Raw genomic sequence first — 15,142 nt, forward strand, 5'->3', positions numbered from 1 at the left:
TATTTTCCGGCTAAATTTAACAAACATATGAAGTATTAAACGATGAAAAAAACTCTTATTACAATATCGTTAGGGCTCGCCCTTTCCGCATGTGGTGGCGGCGGTTCCTCATCAACAAAAGCACCAACAACACCTATCACACCACCGGTAAATAGTACATCGGCAGAGGTTGTACAAGCAGAACAAACAGTAGCACTAGGTCAATCCACTGAATTAGTACTATTAGCACCTGGTAGCACGATCAGTGATATTCAATGGCAGCAAACGGCAGGTGATACCCTTGAAGTTTATGCTACCACCAGTAAGGTTATTGGCTTTACACCAACGGTTGCGGGTGATTATAGCTTTGAAATCACCTTTAACGAAAATGGTCAACAACAGTCATTAACTAAAGAGTTTACCGTAACAAGTGATGTAGCTACATTAACTGCTCGACTTGGTCATGCGGTAGTTGAAGGCAACAGCGTTTCATTAATCTCATACGCACCTCAATTAATTGATTTAACAGAACAAGAGCAAGCAAGTTTATCGTGGACCAAAACTCAGGGTCCAGATGTAGAATTTACTGCTGACAGCACTGATGGCAAAGTTGCCGTTTTTTTTGATGCTCCTGACGTAAGCGAAGACACCCTGTTAACTTTCACCGTATCGGGTACGCTTAACGGTGAATCAGTTTCTGATGATATATCAATATTAGTTGAAAGCAGTACTACTGTCCTTGGGGAAAGAAATTACGTTCCATTTGATGAACGTATCGCTGATGTATTCTTATACAACGAAAATTCACCTGCGGGTCAAAAGCTCATTGATTGTGTGTATTCAAACAAAGCGACTTACAGCAACTCATGTAACTTTAACCAAACGCCATTAATAGCGCATATTTCTGAAACACCAACTGTTGACGAAATTATGGATCGTGTGGTGGTTTCACACCAATGGATGGGCGATCAATTTAAAAAGTTCCTTGAACAGTATGATGAACACGATGACTTTAAAAACTTGTTAAGAGCCACCACCGCAGTTGTGCTTTCTTATGATATTCGCCCGTCATTTTACCATCCATATACTGGCGCCATTTATCTTGACCCAAGTGATTTATGGGAAACACCCACACAACGTGACACGATAAACCAAGCCCCTGATTTTCGCGCGGGCTTTGGTAGCGAATTGCAGTTTGAAATTCCATGGCGCTATGTAAAAGATAACGAATATGCTAGTTATTACTACCCTCTTCGCTTTAGAAGTACTCGCTCAATGAAAAATGCTGAGTACGATTTTGCTTCATTGCTCTACCATGAACTTGCTCATGCCAATGATTACTTCCCATCTACGAGTTGGGATGAATTAAACGAAAGCAATACTACTTTCTTAACGTTAGTAAACCGACTTTTTACTGATCAAGAAATTCAATCTGACGATTTACAACGAGCATTACCGTTAGACCAGGGTTGGGCGACAGGTGGGCAAAATGAAATGACGAAACTTGGTCAAGTCCGCTTCCAAGATCCAACGTTAATTACTGAGCAACAAAAAGCCTACACCATGGAAGATGTCGCCAACCTGTTTAAAACAGAAGGTGCACCGCAATTTTACAGCTATAGTTCAACACGTGAAGATTATGCCATTTTATTCGATGGTTTTATGATGAAAGCACGCTACGGTGTAGACCGTGATGTTGCTGTAAGCGACCAAGACTACGATGATATTGTATGGGGCCAACGTGGCCGTGAAGGCGAAACACAAATAAAGCCGCGCGTGCAATTTGTTACTGAGCGTATTATTCCTGAATTTGCAACAGAAGCAGCAGATTTTCTTGCAAATATGCCAGCAGCAACACCGTTAGATCCATCTAAAAGCTGGTCAGAAAGTATCAATATTTCAGAAGATGCTACCATTAACGCACACTCTTTAGCGGGGCAATTAGCCGCTAAAGCTAAACAAATTGATACTAGGTTGATCCCAAAAGATGGAGAAAAGCGCCACGGTAAAGGCCGTAAATTCGTTTACTAAGCTTAACGGTTAAGTAACACTTCTTTAATAAAGGGAATAGTGATACGTCGCTGTTCCCTTATTGACGCTTTATCGAGTGTATCTAATGCGGCCAATAAGCTGGTCATATCACGGTTTATTCTTGCCAATAAGAATCGCCCTACTTCTTCACTAATATATAAACCACGTTGCTGCCCTCGACATTGTAAGGCTTCAAGCTTTTCATCGTCATTGAGTGGTTTGATTTGTAATACATGTCCCCAACTCAACCGAGAAATTAAATCAGGTAAAGTCAAGCCTAATTCATTTACCCCTTTATCACCTGAAATTATAATACGTTTATCGTATTCTATAACCCGGTTATACAAATCAAAAACCGCTTGCTGCCATTGTATATCTTGATTAATGCATTGAATATCATCCAAGCAAATCACGTCAATGTTTTCTAAACCCTGTAGCATTTCAGGTGATAACTGTTCTTTCTCAGTAAAAGAAAGACAAACCGACGATAAGTTCACACTTTGCGCAAAAGCACAGCAAGCATGCAATAAATGCGATTTTCCAACATCATTAAGGCCAAACAAATAAGTACTATGGATACTTGAATCAATTAACTGTTCTTGTGCAATAAAGCTTGAAAGTAATCTCGTTGCAGGCTCATTAATCGATGATCGATAACTCTCAAACGTTTCGTCGTCAGGTAATTGTACCGATAACGAAAGTTGTGGCGTTGGGCTCAAAGCGACTCCCAATAAAACAAAGGGGTACCTTGCAATGAAGTAGGATCTAACGGATCAGCATATCGTTTCAGCGACTTATTTAACTTAAGTGCGGCCAAAAAGGCTTGCTCTGACCCTAATAATGATAAACTGAAGCGTCGCTCATTACCCTGTGCTTTAACTAGCTTCACCGCTTTAACAGCAGAAAGTTGCGATAAAAACTGAGTAACCTCAACATACTTAGCCAAGCTATCAACATTAGCGACATCTATCACATAATCTAAATTCATATCTGTAGTGACGGCGTAACGTTTTGCCACCATATCACTAATCTGACTTAACGTTTCAGCTAAAAGTGTTTGTTTGTTTTGACCATAAACACGCTCACCAAAATGCGGAAGTTGATCAGTATTCAACATTGATAAAAAGCTCCAATCTAGCGCCACGGTTGGTTGACAATCATCGCTACAATTGTTGCCAAGTGATAGTTGTTCTTCTGACAACAAACTGTTATCAGATAAACGAACCACCACAATTGCCTCGGGTTGATAACGCATTGAAGCGCGCACAATTGGTCGAGTAAATCGCCCCCAAAGTTCATATGTTGTAATTTGGTTACTATCAAGTAAGTCCATTATGGGCAAGGTAAAAGGCAAACCTCTATTATCTTCAACCGCCTTTACAACATCATTAATCGGGTTATCAATGTCGGCACTAATGATATTTCGGGTTAACTGTTGTTCTTCAATTACCCATAACACAATTTGTGGTCGTAAACTCCCCCATATTGGCAAGTTAGCCCCAACAAATAATTGATTAATTTTACTTTCATCGAAGGTAACAACCAACAAACTTTTATCGTTTTTACGCTCATAACGAAAATTATTCACAAAAGATTGATAACGAGCTCGTTGCTGTTTAATTGTTGGGTTTTGTAAGATATCCGTTTGACCACTAATTTTAACCAATACGATATCTAATGCCTTTTTAAATGCAGCATTCCTTGCTTGTACGCTTTGATTCGATACTTCAACACGGGCTAAATACAGATCTTTTACTTCTACAGCATTAACGTGCTTAACGATTATTGCATTAAACAACATCACTAAAAAAAACGGTACACAGCGCATAGTAAAGCCAACAATAATTTGTTTCATAACCATTATGTTACCACAAGAAATTGTCGCTAAAAATCGATAAATATCGCAAAGAAAAAAATAATTCATTGAAAAGATTCTCAGGGCGCTTTTGCACTGGTAGAATATGCGCTCTTTATCTCTGCTCGATGCAGCAGGCAATATCAAACGGTTATAAATGAGGTTTCTCCCGTGAGTGAAGAAAAACAGTCACTAAGTTATAAAGATGCTGGTGTGGATATCGATGCAGGTAATGCGCTAGTTGAAAATATTAAAGGTGCGGTAAAACGTACCACTCGTCCAGAAGTGATGGGTGGCTTAGGTGGCTTTGGCTCTGTTTGCCAACTTCCTAGCGGTTACAAAGAGCCTGTGCTTGTAGCAGGTACAGACGGCGTAGGCACTAAACTTCGTTTAGCGATAGACCTAAACAAGCATGACACCGTGGGTATTGATTTAGTGGCAATGTGTGTAAACGATTTAATCGTACAAGGCGCGGAGCCATTATTCTTCTTAGATTACTATGCAACAGCCAAACTAGATGTTGACGTTGCATCATCTGTGGTTAGTGGTATTGCAGAAGGATGTGTTCAATCCAACTGTGCACTAGTTGGCGGTGAAACAGCCGAGATGCCAGGAATGTACCATAAGGGCGATTACGACATTGCCGGTTTCTGTGTTGGTGTTGCTGAAAAATCACGCTTACTTGATGGCAGTAAAGTTGCCGCTGGTGATCAACTTATTGCTTTAGGCTCCACTGGCGCGCACTCCAATGGTTACTCACTCATTCGTAAAGTATTAGAAGTGAATAACACCGATACCAATGAACTATTAGATGGTAAATCAATCGCTGAACGTTTATTAGCACCAACCAAAATTTATGTGAAATCAGTACTAGAACTTCTAAAAACAGTTGACGTACATGCCTTATCACACATTACTGGCGGTGGCTTTTGGGAGAATATCCCTCGGGTATTACCAGATAACGCACAAGCAATAATTAATGGTAATAGCTGGGAATGGCCAGTTATCTTTAACTGGTTACAAGAAAACGGTAATATCACACAACATGAAATGTATCGCACGTTTAACTGTGGTGTAGGCATGATCATCGTAGTGCCAGCAGATCAAGTTGATAACAGTTTAGCGATATTACAAGAACAAGGCGAAAATGCTTGGCATATTGGTGAAATAGCGACACTAAGCCAAGGTGATGAGCAAGTTGTGATCAATCAGGACTAATGCATCAATGACCTCTCGAATTCTTGTACTCATTTCGGGTAGTGGTTCTAACTTGCAGGCAATTATTGATGCCTGCAAGTCACCAGAATATCCAGGACAAGTTGTTGGTGTTATCTCTAATGTTGCCGATGCGTACGGCATTACCAGAGCCGCCAATGAAAATATCGATCATAGTATATTATCTCACCGTGATTTTTCTTCGCGAGAAGAATATGACAGTGCATTAATTAAGCTTATTGACAGTTACCAAGCAGATGTGATTGTATTAGCTGGTTTTATGCGAATTCTTACAGAAACATTTGTTAATACTTTCGCAGGAAAATTATTGAACATCCACCCTTCTTTATTGCCTAAGTATCAAGGATTAAATACGCACCAAAAAGCAATAGAGGCTGGTGACACAACGCACGGCGTTAGTGTACATTTTGTCACAGAAGAATTAGACGGTGGCCCCGTAATTTTACAGGCAAAAGTGCCTGTATTTGAAACAGATACTGTGCAAGTGTTAGCAAGCAGAGTGCACGAGCAAGAGCATCGTATATACCCTTTAGTAATAAAGTGGTTCTGCTCAGGAAGGTTAAAAATGCAAGGAGATGCAGTAATATTAGACGGTGAAGTATTACCTGCTAGTGGATACGCTAGCGAATAATAATTAAAATATAGAGGTAAGTATGATTAAAACGCTATGCTTAGCAACAACCATGTTATTTTCTTTATCAACATTCGGTGAGCAAGTTGTTAACGAGACTAAAAACAATGAAAGTATAGCTATATCCCCCTTTACTGCAGAATACAGTATTCTTCACAAATCATCTCCAGTGGGAAAAGGCAGTCGTTCATTAAAAGCGCTCGACAATGGTTTATTTGAATATAGTTATCAAACAAAGATTGAATGGTTAATCTTTTCTGATGAACGTGAAGAACGCTCGATATTAACAGTAAATAAACATCATGTTACTCCGCTTGAATATCATTATGAGCGTTCAGGTACTGGCAGAGATAAGTCATATTTCTGGACGTTCGATATTGCCGAGAATAAAGCAACCGATGAAAAAAATAATCAACTGCATAACATTACGTTCCCTGAAAATATTCAAGATAAGCTGAGTTATCATTTACAGACGCGTTTACAGCTAAAAGAAAGTCCCGATCAGAAAGTATTTGTATACCCCGTTATTTCCACTTCTGGAAGTATTAAAAATTATGTTTATCAATACGATGGTACTGAAGAGTTAATGCTTCCTTATGGCAATTTACAAACAATAAGGTTAAAGCGTGAGGTCGTTGAGAAAAAGCGCATTACTTATGCTTGGTTCGCGCCTGAACTTGATTACGCATTAGTGAAATTATACCAATCAAAATCAGGAGCTGAGCAATTTGAAGCTCAGCTGACAAACTTCACTAAACAGTAAGACCATTCCTTAGTCAGTATTTTTTATCAAGGTTGGAGTCTGTCCCTTTAAAATAGGCTCCCCTAATTTAAATAACAACCATTCACCTGCTTGCATTTTATGCCAACGTTCATCACCCGTTAATGGTTGTGTTGCGATCACAGTGACAACATCATTTGCTGTAGTAACCTGTTGAAAATCAACCGTCATTTCTGCATCAATCAAATTTGCTTCGCCAAAGGGTGCTCGACGAGTAATCCAATGTAAGTTATTGGAACAGTATGAAAATAAGCAATCACCGTTAGATAACAATAAATTGAATACGCCCAATCGGTTTATTTTCTCACTCAGTGTTGCAATATAAGCAAATAGCGCTTCATCATCTGGCTCTTCAATACCAAAGTGCAAATGAATTTGATCCAGTATCCAACAAAAGGCATGTTCACTGTCTGTAGTACCCACCGGCAGGTGATATTTTACAGGTAATGTTTCTTGAAAGTCTTTCAATTGCCCGTTATGCGCATATGTCCAATGTTTTCCCCACATGTGCCGCGTAAATGGGTGGGTATTTTCTAAACATACAGCGCCAGAATTTGCTTGCCTTATATGACAAATAACCGCTTCACTTTTAATCGGGTATTCTGTCACCAACGTAGCAATTGGAGATTGAGCACTTGGTAACGGATCTTTAAAGCTTCGGCAGCCTTTACCTTCATAAAAGGTAATACCCCAACCATCTTTATGAGGACCTGTATTACCTCCTCGTTGCATTAAACCACTAAAGCTAAAGCAAATATCGGTTGGGACATTCGCACTCATCGCTAGTAACTCACACATAATATTAATAAATCAATAAGATAACTTAATAAAGATTATAACACTGCAAAGCAAAAATTTACCGCTATATTATAAAAGAAAGCATTGAAAATAGTTAAGAAGCGATCTATGCTTACTTAGTGGTCAGACCTCTAAATTATATAAAGGTGTAATGTGGAATTATTAACTTGGTTTATTTGCGCAATCGCCCTAACAGGCTTCATGGCGTACAATCGTGCCTCACTCTCAACCTATACACTGTCGTTTGCAATTTTGATGGCATTAGGGACAGTTTTTCAAGTAGTGTCATTTTTCGGTTGGCTTTTATTTGTCATCATCGCACTACCTTTCAATATTCGTGATTTTCGAAAAACATATATCAGTCAACCACTGCTAACAATGTTTCAGAAAATCATGCCTGAAATGTCGCGAACAGAAAAAGAAGCGATAGATGCAGGTACAACGTGGTTTGAAGCGGATTTATTTCGCGGAAATCCAGATTGGCAAAAGCTGCACAATTACCCTGCCCCTCGCTTAACAGCCGAAGAACAAGCGTTTTTAGACGGCCCTGTTGAAGAGGTATGTAAAATGGTTGACGACTGGGAGACAACTCACGACCGCGCTGATATGTCTCCTGAAGTTTGGCAATATTTAAAAGACAATAAGTTTTTTGCCATGATCATTAAAAAAGAATATGGCGGCCTGGCTTTCAGTGCTTTTGCGCAATCTCGCGTGTTACAAAAACTTTCTGGGGCAAGTACTGTACTTGCCAGCACAGTAGGTGTACCAAATTCTTTAGGTCCCGGCGAATTACTACAGCACTATGGAACAAAAGAACAACAAGATCATTACTTACCAAGATTGGTTAAAGGCGATGAAATTCCGTGTTTTGCTTTAACCAGCCCAGAAGCTGGTTCAGATGCTGGTGCAATCCCTGATTATGGTATCGTTTGTAAGGGTGAATTTAACGGTGAAGAAGTGTTAGGTATGAAACTAACATGGAATAAACGTTATATTACGTTAGCGCCTGTTGCCACCGTGCTAGGCCTAGCATTCAAACTTCAAGATCCTGATGGGCTTCTTGGAGAGACAAAAGATTTAGGCATTACCTGTGCATTAATCCCTACAGATATAGATGGTGTGGATGTTGGCAGACGCCATTTCCCACTAAATGTTCCTTTCCAAAACGGTCCAACTAAAGGTAAAGATGTTTTTGTACCACTTGATTTTATCATTGGTGGTCCCAAAATGGCTGGCCAAGGTTGGAGAATGTTAGTGGAGTGCTTATCTGTTGGTCGTGCAATAACATTGCCGTCGAACAGTGCTGGTGGCATCAAATCTATCGCACTTGCCACAGGAGCGTATAGTCGTATTCGTCGACAATTTAAATTGCCAATCGGCAAAATGGAAGGTGTAGAAGAAGCGCTAGCAAGAATTGGCGGTAATGCTTATTTAATGGATGCCGTAACGACCATGAGTACAGGTGCTATTGATCTTGGTGAAAAACCATCCGTTATTTCGGCAATAGCTAAATACCATTTAACAGAAAAAATGCGCAGTTGTGTGACTGACGCCATGGACATTCATGGCGGGAAAGGCATTTGCATGGGGCCAAATAACTATTTAGCACGTGGCTATCAAGGTGCTCCTGTTGCTATTACTGTGGAAGGTGCCAATATTTTAACGCGCAGCATGATTATTTATGGCCAAGGCGCAATTCGTTGTCACCCTTATGTACTTGCTGAATTAGGCGCTGCGAATAACCCTGATCCAAAAGAAGCACTTGAGCAATTCGATCACGCTTTATTTGGTCATATTGGTTTTGCTATGAGCAACATTGTTCGCACTAAATGGTTAGCATTTACTGGCGCACGTTTTACCAACGCACCTTTTAATGATCATACTCGTCGCTACTATCAATTAATGCAACGCTTCAGCGCCAATTTAGCCATGTTATCTGATATTGCAATGTTAACGCTTGGCGGTGACTTAAAACGTAAAGAACGCATCTCTGCACGATTAGGCGACATTTTAAGTTATCTTTATCTTGCTAGTGCAAGCTTAAAACGCTTCAATGATCAAGGCCGTCAACAGGGTGATATTCCTTTAGTTAATTGGGCAGTAGAAGATAGCTTATATCGTGCACAGCAAGCAATTGATGAACTAATCAGTAACTTTCCAAACAAAGTGGTTGCCGTTGCTTTACGCTTAATGATTTTCCCGTTTGGTACGTGGTTAACTAAACCTTCTGATCTTACTGATCATCAGGTTGCTAGACTTTTACAGACGCCAAGTGAAGCAAGAGATCGATTAGGTGCTGGCCAATACCTTACCGATGATGGCGCCAATAACTTCGGTGCACTAGAAAGTGCCCTAAGCTTATTAATTGCGTGTGAACCTATTTACGACAAAGTTTGTAAAGCACTCAATGAAAAACTACCTTTCTATTACTTAGATAAGGTGGCAGAAAAAGGCTTAGCAGAAAAAGCGATTTCTCAAGAAGAAGCAGACATGTTGGTCAATGCTGAAAAAAGAAGGCTACAAGTGATCAACGTCGACGATTTTGATCATAATGAACTCGTTTCAGGTACCTTTGCTAAAAGTGAATCATGAAATCACTCAACACTTAAATAAGATTGTTGTATAGCATTAGAGCAACAATAGTAAAAAGCCTAATTTAGTAATGCGCTATTTTAAGCTTTTTTTGTCTCTGTAATCTCTGTGTGATCCTAAAAACCAATACCCAAGTCGATAAAAAGCCAGTAGAATAAAGTGAAGTAGTGGTTACTATAAATTTTGTAAGATGTTGTCATTTCTACCTTCTTTTATCTTAATGCCGATAAGTTTTTCACTTTTTTGTTTAAATTTGGCGTTATGTGGCTCATTTGTTTTTCTTGGTGGAGTCTGTAAATTATTACTGCCTTTTTCCGCTTTTCACCGTGCTTTAGTGCACCCAATGAATTTTTTCTATCGTTTATGGGCACTTAACAATTACCTGCTCATCATTATCTTTAATCGCGTTTCTTGGACAATAAAGGGCGACGCAGCACTGAATAAAAAGGCTTGGTATTTGCTAATTGCCAATCATCAAAGTTGGTTAGACATCTTTATTCTTTCACACTTTGCCCGAACACGGATTCCGGCCCCAAAATATTTTCTAAAAAATTCATTAAAGAAAGTGCCATTCGTTGGCATGGCCTGCTGGGCACTTGATATGCCATTTATGAAAAGGTATAGCAAAAGCTATATTAAAAAACATCCACATCTTATCGGTAAAGACATAGCGACAACTAAACAATCTTGTGAAAAGTTCAAACACCAACCTACAACAATTATAAACTTTGTTGAAGGTACACGCTTTACCAAAGAAAAACATCTAAGACAAAAAAACAACTTTAAGCATTTACTTACCCCTAAACCCAGCGGCATTGCATTTACTGTTCAAGCCATGGGTGAGCAATTTGATAAAGTATTATTGGTCTCATTGATTTACCCTCAAAATCCAGGACATATTATGAAAGATACACTTCAAGGAAAGTTAAAAGAGGTGATCATCGATATTGAACAAATTAATCGCAACGAATTATTACAAGGCGACTATAATAACGATGTAAACTACAAACGTAACTTTCATCGATGGCTAACACAACTTTGGCATCTAAGCGACATAAAAATTAACAAATATTTGACAAGGTAAGCGCTTCCAAGGCTACGGTTTCATTGAACTAAGACACAAAAAACGTTAATTTATTGTTACATGAATTACACTGGATGGTCTAATGTCGCAAACACAGGAACACATCGTTGTTAAACGCCGCTCAAAAGGTGAATTAACACGTCTAAAAATACTTAATTCAGCTATTGAAGTATTGGCAGAAAACGGTATAAAGGGAACGACTCACCGCGCGATTGCAAACCAAGCAAAACTTCAACTCTCCCTGACAACGTATTATTTTAAAGACATACAGCAATTAGTGCATGAAGCCTTTTTACTTAGCTCAAACCGCACTATTGAGATAGCAACAAATGCTTGGCAAAGAGTCTTTGAGCTATTAGATAGCTACACAAAAACACGATTGAAAAACATGTCTGTTCGACGCGAACTTGCCACAACACTGTCAACCATAGCCTGCAATTATCTCGTTAATAAAATTAAAGAAAACCCGATAGATTTAGCGGTTGAGCAGTTTATGTTTACCGAGGTTCAAGTGTCGCCTGAATTACAACAGTTAGCCGCCACGCACAGAACTGCACTAATGACCCCTTTTGAGAAGTTATGTACTTACTTCTCGCCAGAAACGTCAACAATTGATGCCGATATAATGCTCACGGTTTTCACACAACTAGAATACCGTAACCTTGTTGATCCTTCAGCGGTAAACACTGCGTATATCTATAGTGTTGTAGAGCGATTAATTATGGCAGTTCTACGTGTTAAAAGAAAATAAATCAACACGATTATCTTTGTACAATCGTTCAAAAAAGAAGTAAAGTGTTCTTCTACTATTTTTAGTTTTCGACAGAGGATTTCGTGACTTTTAAACAACTTGTAGCAGATCAAAAGACATATTTTAATACGCTTGTCACTCGTGATATTCAATGGCGTAAAACTCAATTACGTCAAATCAAAAAAATGGTTCAAGAAAATGAGCAACGTTTTTTAGATGTCTTATCTGAAGATCTTGGTAAGCCGTCCTTAGAAAGCTGGATGACAGAAGTTTCTTACGTTGCTGGTGACGTTGATCATGTCATTAAACGGTTGAACAAATGGTCAAAGAAGCGAAGAGTATCAACGCCGATTGTTGCACAACCAGGCCGTTCATACATTCATCCAGAGCCTTTAGGTAGCGTTTTAATTATTGGTGCATGGAACTACCCTGTACAGCTTGTACTAGCTCCACTTGTTGCAGCAATTTCTGCGGGTAATTGTGCGATAATCAAACCTTCAGAGCTTGCACCGGCAACCTCTGCATTACTAGCTTCACTTGTTCCACAATATTTAGACAGTAATGCTATTTCAGTTGTTGAAGGCGCTGTTGACGAAACTACCGCATTACTCGCACTTCCATTTGATCATATTATGTACACCGGTAATGGACAAGTTGCTCGAATAATCATGGCTGCAGCAGCCAAAAACCTGACACCCGTTACCTTAGAATTAGGTGGTAAAAGCCCTGTTTTCGTTGATCGGAGTGCTGATATCAACATCAGTGCACAGCGTATTGCATGGGGTAAGTGGCTGAATGCAGGACAAACTTGTATTGCTCCAGATTATGTCATGGTTGAGCATTCTTTATTGCCAGCATTCATTACAGCGCTAAAAAAACAACTTCAAACTATGTTTGGCACAAATCCTAAAGTGAGTAAGTCTTACGGACGCATTGTTAATCAACGACACTGTGAAAGAATTGCGAGTTATCTCACCAGTGGTGACATTGTTCATGGTGGCGATATTGACATTGATGAACGATACATTTCACCAACGATTGTCGTTGATCCCGACTTAGATAGCCCTTTAATGACGGAAGAAATCTTTGGTGCGATATTACCTATTATTACTGTGCAAAATTTCGAGGCAGCAAAAGCAACGGTAGTGACAAGAGACAAACCATTAGCCGCGTATTTATTTACCCGCGATAAAACTCAGGAACAACAATGGTTAAACGAGATCAGTAGCGGCAGTTTATGCGTAAATGATGTGATAATGTTTAACGCCGTGCCAGATCTGCCATTTGGTGGTGTAGGTCCTAGCGGAATGGGACAATACAGTGGTAAGGCGGGGTTTGATAACTTCAGCCACTTAAAGTCTGTATTAAAACGCCCGTTCTTAAAAGACTTACCTGTTCGTTTCGCGCCATTTACTGCTTTAAAGTTTAAGCTGTTAAAGCTTATTAGGCACTTATAAACTTTCATTCTACCGCTTCACTATTTAATCGGAATAGTTAACCATAACCAGACAGTAAAAAAGCGCCTAAGGCGCTTTTATTTTAATGGTAATATATCAACTCACCATCTTTACAATAACTCTTGATCTAACTGCATTAACGATTTTGGATCTGACATCATCGTTGCCGCAAGTGACTTAGTTCTTGGTAAAATACGCTCAAAGTAGAACTCTGCTGTTTTGATTTTTGCACGGTAAAAGTCTCTGTTATCTACCTCTCCTGCAAGTTTTTCATAAGCAGACTGTGCCATTTGTGCCCAGAAGTATGCCATGACGATGTACCCAGAATACATTAAATAATCTACTGATGCTGAACCAACAAAATCACGATCTTTCTTTGCTTTCAACGAAAGCCTAAGCGTATATTGTTGCCAGTTAGCTACCGCTTTAGTTAACGGCCAGATAAATTTATTCATTTGACGTTTATGAGGATTACTTGAAAGCATACTTTTATCTTTACACCAACCCAACACTTCCATTGAAAAACTTTTCAATGATTTACCTCGGCTCAATAAAATTTTACGTCCGAGTAAGTCAAGCGCTTGTATTCCTGTGGTCCCTTCATATAGAGTGGCTATTCTAACATCTCGAACAATTTGCTCCATACCCCACTCTTTTATATAGCCGTGACCACCAAATACTTGTACGCCTAAATTCGCACTTTCTACACCAACTTCTGTTAAGAACGCTTTCAAAATTGGTGTGATAAAACCAAGTCTGTAGTCTGCACGTTTTCGTGCTTTCTCGTCTTTAGCATGCTCTATTTCATCAGCAAGTTTCGCTGCATAATAGATCATCGCACGACCGCCTTCAGCAAACGCTTTTTGGGTCATCAGCATTTTCCGTACATCAGGGTGTACAATAATGGGGTCTGCTACTTTGTCTGGCGCTTTTTTACCAGAAAGCGAGCGCATTGATAAACGCTCTTTTGCATACATTAAGGCATTTTGATATGAAAGCTCTGTGGCACACACACCCTGTAATGCGGTACCTATTCGTGCAGTATTCATAAAGGTAAACATACATTCCAAACCTTTATTAGCAGGACCGATCAGCTCTCCTTTAGCACCATCAAAATTAAGTACAGCCGTCGCGCTACCTTTAATACCCATTTTGTCTTCTATAGAGCCACATTCAACAGCATTTCTATCGGTGATTTCACCTAAGTCACTGATGTTCATTTTAGGCACGATGAATAATGAAATACCTTTGGTACCAGCAGGAGCATCAGGTAAACGCGCTAAAACAATATGCACGATGTTTTCAGTCAGATCATGTTCACCTGCAGAAATGAAAATCTTTGTTCCTGTGATTGCATAAGTGCCATCGTCATTAGGGATAGCTTTCGTTTTCACTTGACCTAAGTCAGTACCACATTGCGGCTCGGTTAAGCACATAGTGCCGGTCCAAACTCCTTCTGTTAGCCGTGTAAGGTACGTTTCTTTTTGTTTATCACTACCATGAATATCAATCGTATTCATAGCGCCATGACTAAGACCGGGATACATAGCCCACGACCAATTCGCAGTGCCCATCATTTCTGATTTAATCATACCCATTGAAGGAGGCAAACCTTGCCCGCCGTACTCAGTGCCATGAGATAACGACTGCCAACCACCTGCAACATATTGATCGTATGCTTCTTTAAATCCTTTCGGCGTTTTTACTGCTCCGTTATCAAATCGACAACCTTCTTTATCGCCAGATTGATTTAACGGTAATAGCTCTTGTTCACAAAATTTCGCGCACTCTTCAAAAATCGCATCAAAAAGATCCGGAGTCGCTTCTTCAAACTCTGGAAATTTTTCATAATGAGGATAAAAGCTTAAAACGTCTTCAAATAAAAATTTTATGTCTGTAATTGGTGCTTTATATGTCAGCATAAAAGCTCTCCATTCTGGTATGACC

General features: G+C 39.5%; 12 protein-coding genes. 8 read left to right on the forward strand and 4 right to left on the reverse strand.

Annotated elements, in window-relative coordinates; genetic code table 11:
* The first annotated feature begins 42 nt into the window (after positions 1–42).
* Positions 43–2,010 carry a hypothetical protein gene (locus QUE72_RS11045; protein WP_286269020.1) on the forward strand — a complete coding sequence of 656 codons (1,968 nt, stop codon included), beginning with the start codon at positions 43–45 and terminating at the stop codon, positions 2,008–2,010.
* Between the two features lie 2 nt (positions 2,011–2,012).
* Here QUE72_RS11045 and hda read toward each other — a convergent pair whose 3' ends face one another.
* Together hda and QUE72_RS11055 are read right to left on the reverse strand one after the other, a co-directional pair.
* On the reverse strand, positions 2,013–2,729 hold the full coding sequence (hda, locus tag QUE72_RS11050) for a DnaA regulatory inactivator Hda (protein WP_083601909.1): 717 nt from the start codon (positions 2,727–2,729) through the stop codon (positions 2,013–2,015).
* Positions 2,726–3,871: a DUF2066 domain-containing protein gene (locus tag QUE72_RS11055; RefSeq protein WP_286269022.1), complete on the reverse strand. Its 1,146-nt coding sequence runs from the start codon at positions 3,869–3,871 to the stop codon at positions 2,726–2,728. Before QUE72_RS11055 ends, hda begins: the two co-directional genes overlap by 4 nt.
* Before the next feature lie 165 nt (positions 3,872–4,036).
* Between QUE72_RS11055 and purM the strand changes: the two genes are divergently transcribed.
* The 3 genes from purM to QUE72_RS11070 are packed head-to-tail and all read left to right on the forward strand — an operon-like array spanning position 4,037 to position 6,495.
* Positions 4,037–5,083, forward strand: a complete 1,047-nt coding sequence (purM, locus tag QUE72_RS11060; RefSeq protein ID WP_074496708.1) for a phosphoribosylformylglycinamidine cyclo-ligase — start codon at positions 4,037–4,039, stop codon at positions 5,081–5,083.
* Between the two features lie 7 nt (positions 5,084–5,090).
* Positions 5,091–5,732 carry a phosphoribosylglycinamide formyltransferase gene (purN, locus tag QUE72_RS11065; protein WP_074496711.1) on the forward strand — a complete coding sequence of 214 codons (642 nt, stop codon included), beginning with the start codon at positions 5,091–5,093 and terminating at the stop codon, positions 5,730–5,732.
* Positions 5,733–5,754: 22 nt separating this feature from the next.
* Positions 5,755–6,495 carry a DUF3108 domain-containing protein gene (locus QUE72_RS11070; RefSeq protein WP_074496713.1) on the forward strand — a complete coding sequence of 247 codons (741 nt, stop codon included), beginning with the start codon at positions 5,755–5,757 and terminating at the stop codon, positions 6,493–6,495.
* A 9-nt stretch (positions 6,496–6,504) separates the two neighbouring features.
* Here QUE72_RS11070 and QUE72_RS11075 read toward each other — a convergent pair whose 3' ends face one another.
* Positions 6,505–7,311 (reverse strand): class II glutamine amidotransferase, encoded by an 807-nt coding sequence (locus QUE72_RS11075; protein WP_074496715.1) that lies wholly within the window; start codon positions 7,309–7,311, stop codon positions 6,505–6,507.
* A 153-nt stretch (positions 7,312–7,464) separates the two neighbouring features.
* On the opposite strand from QUE72_RS11075, the gene fadE reads away from it, so the two are divergent.
* The 4 genes from fadE (at position 7,465) to QUE72_RS11095 (ending at position 13,195) form a co-directional block, all read left to right on the forward strand.
* Entirely contained in the window at positions 7,465–9,903 is a 2,439-nt protein-coding gene (gene fadE, locus QUE72_RS11080; protein ID WP_074496718.1) for an acyl-CoA dehydrogenase FadE, read from the forward strand.
* 190 nt (positions 9,904–10,093) lie between these two features.
* Positions 10,094–10,987 carry an acyltransferase gene (locus QUE72_RS11085; protein WP_286269039.1) on the forward strand — a complete coding sequence of 298 codons (894 nt, stop codon included), beginning with the start codon at positions 10,094–10,096 and terminating at the stop codon, positions 10,985–10,987.
* Positions 10,988–11,069: 82 nt separating this feature from the next.
* Positions 11,070–11,738 carry a TetR/AcrR family transcriptional regulator gene (locus QUE72_RS11090; protein WP_286269042.1) on the forward strand — a complete coding sequence of 223 codons (669 nt, stop codon included), beginning with the start codon at positions 11,070–11,072 and terminating at the stop codon, positions 11,736–11,738.
* Between the two features lie 83 nt (positions 11,739–11,821).
* Positions 11,822–13,195, forward strand: a complete 1,374-nt coding sequence (locus QUE72_RS11095) for an aldehyde dehydrogenase family protein (protein WP_286269044.1) — start codon at positions 11,822–11,824, stop codon at positions 13,193–13,195.
* A 110-nt stretch (positions 13,196–13,305) separates the two neighbouring features.
* Here QUE72_RS11095 and QUE72_RS11100 read toward each other — a convergent pair whose 3' ends face one another.
* Positions 13,306–15,117: an acyl-CoA dehydrogenase C-terminal domain-containing protein gene (locus QUE72_RS11100; RefSeq protein ID WP_286269045.1), complete on the reverse strand. Its 1,812-nt coding sequence runs from the start codon at positions 15,115–15,117 to the stop codon at positions 13,306–13,308.
* Between the last annotated feature and the right edge of the window lie 25 nt (positions 15,118–15,142).

This window comes from Thalassotalea hakodatensis, assembly GCF_030295995.1.
Lineage (GTDB): Bacteria > Pseudomonadota > Gammaproteobacteria > Enterobacterales > Alteromonadaceae > Thalassotalea_C > Thalassotalea_C hakodatensis.

Excerpts from the sequence above, each read along its gene's own strand:
- QUE72_RS11045 (WP_286269020.1), top strand. The coding sequence starts at position 43 with ATGAAAAAAACTCTTATTACAATATCGTTAGGGCTCGCCCTTTCCGCA.
- QUE72_RS11055 (WP_286269022.1), bottom strand. The coding sequence starts at position 3,871 with ATGGTTATGAAACAAATTATTGTTGGCTTTACTATGCGCTGTGTACCG.
- purN (WP_074496711.1), top strand. The coding sequence starts at position 5,091 with ATGACCTCTCGAATTCTTGTACTCATTTCGGGTAGTGGTTCTAACTTG.
- QUE72_RS11070 (WP_074496713.1), top strand. The coding sequence starts at position 5,755 with ATGATTAAAACGCTATGCTTAGCAACAACCATGTTATTTTCTTTATCA.
- QUE72_RS11075 (WP_074496715.1), bottom strand. The coding sequence starts at position 7,311 with ATGTGTGAGTTACTAGCGATGAGTGCGAATGTCCCAACCGATATTTGC.
- QUE72_RS11085 (WP_286269039.1), top strand. The coding sequence starts at position 10,094 with ATGTTGTCATTTCTACCTTCTTTTATCTTAATGCCGATAAGTTTTTCA.
- QUE72_RS11090 (WP_286269042.1), top strand. The coding sequence starts at position 11,070 with ATGTCGCAAACACAGGAACACATCGTTGTTAAACGCCGCTCAAAAGGT.
- QUE72_RS11100 (WP_286269045.1), bottom strand. The coding sequence starts at position 15,117 with ATGCTGACATATAAAGCACCAATTACAGACATAAAATTTTTATTTGAA.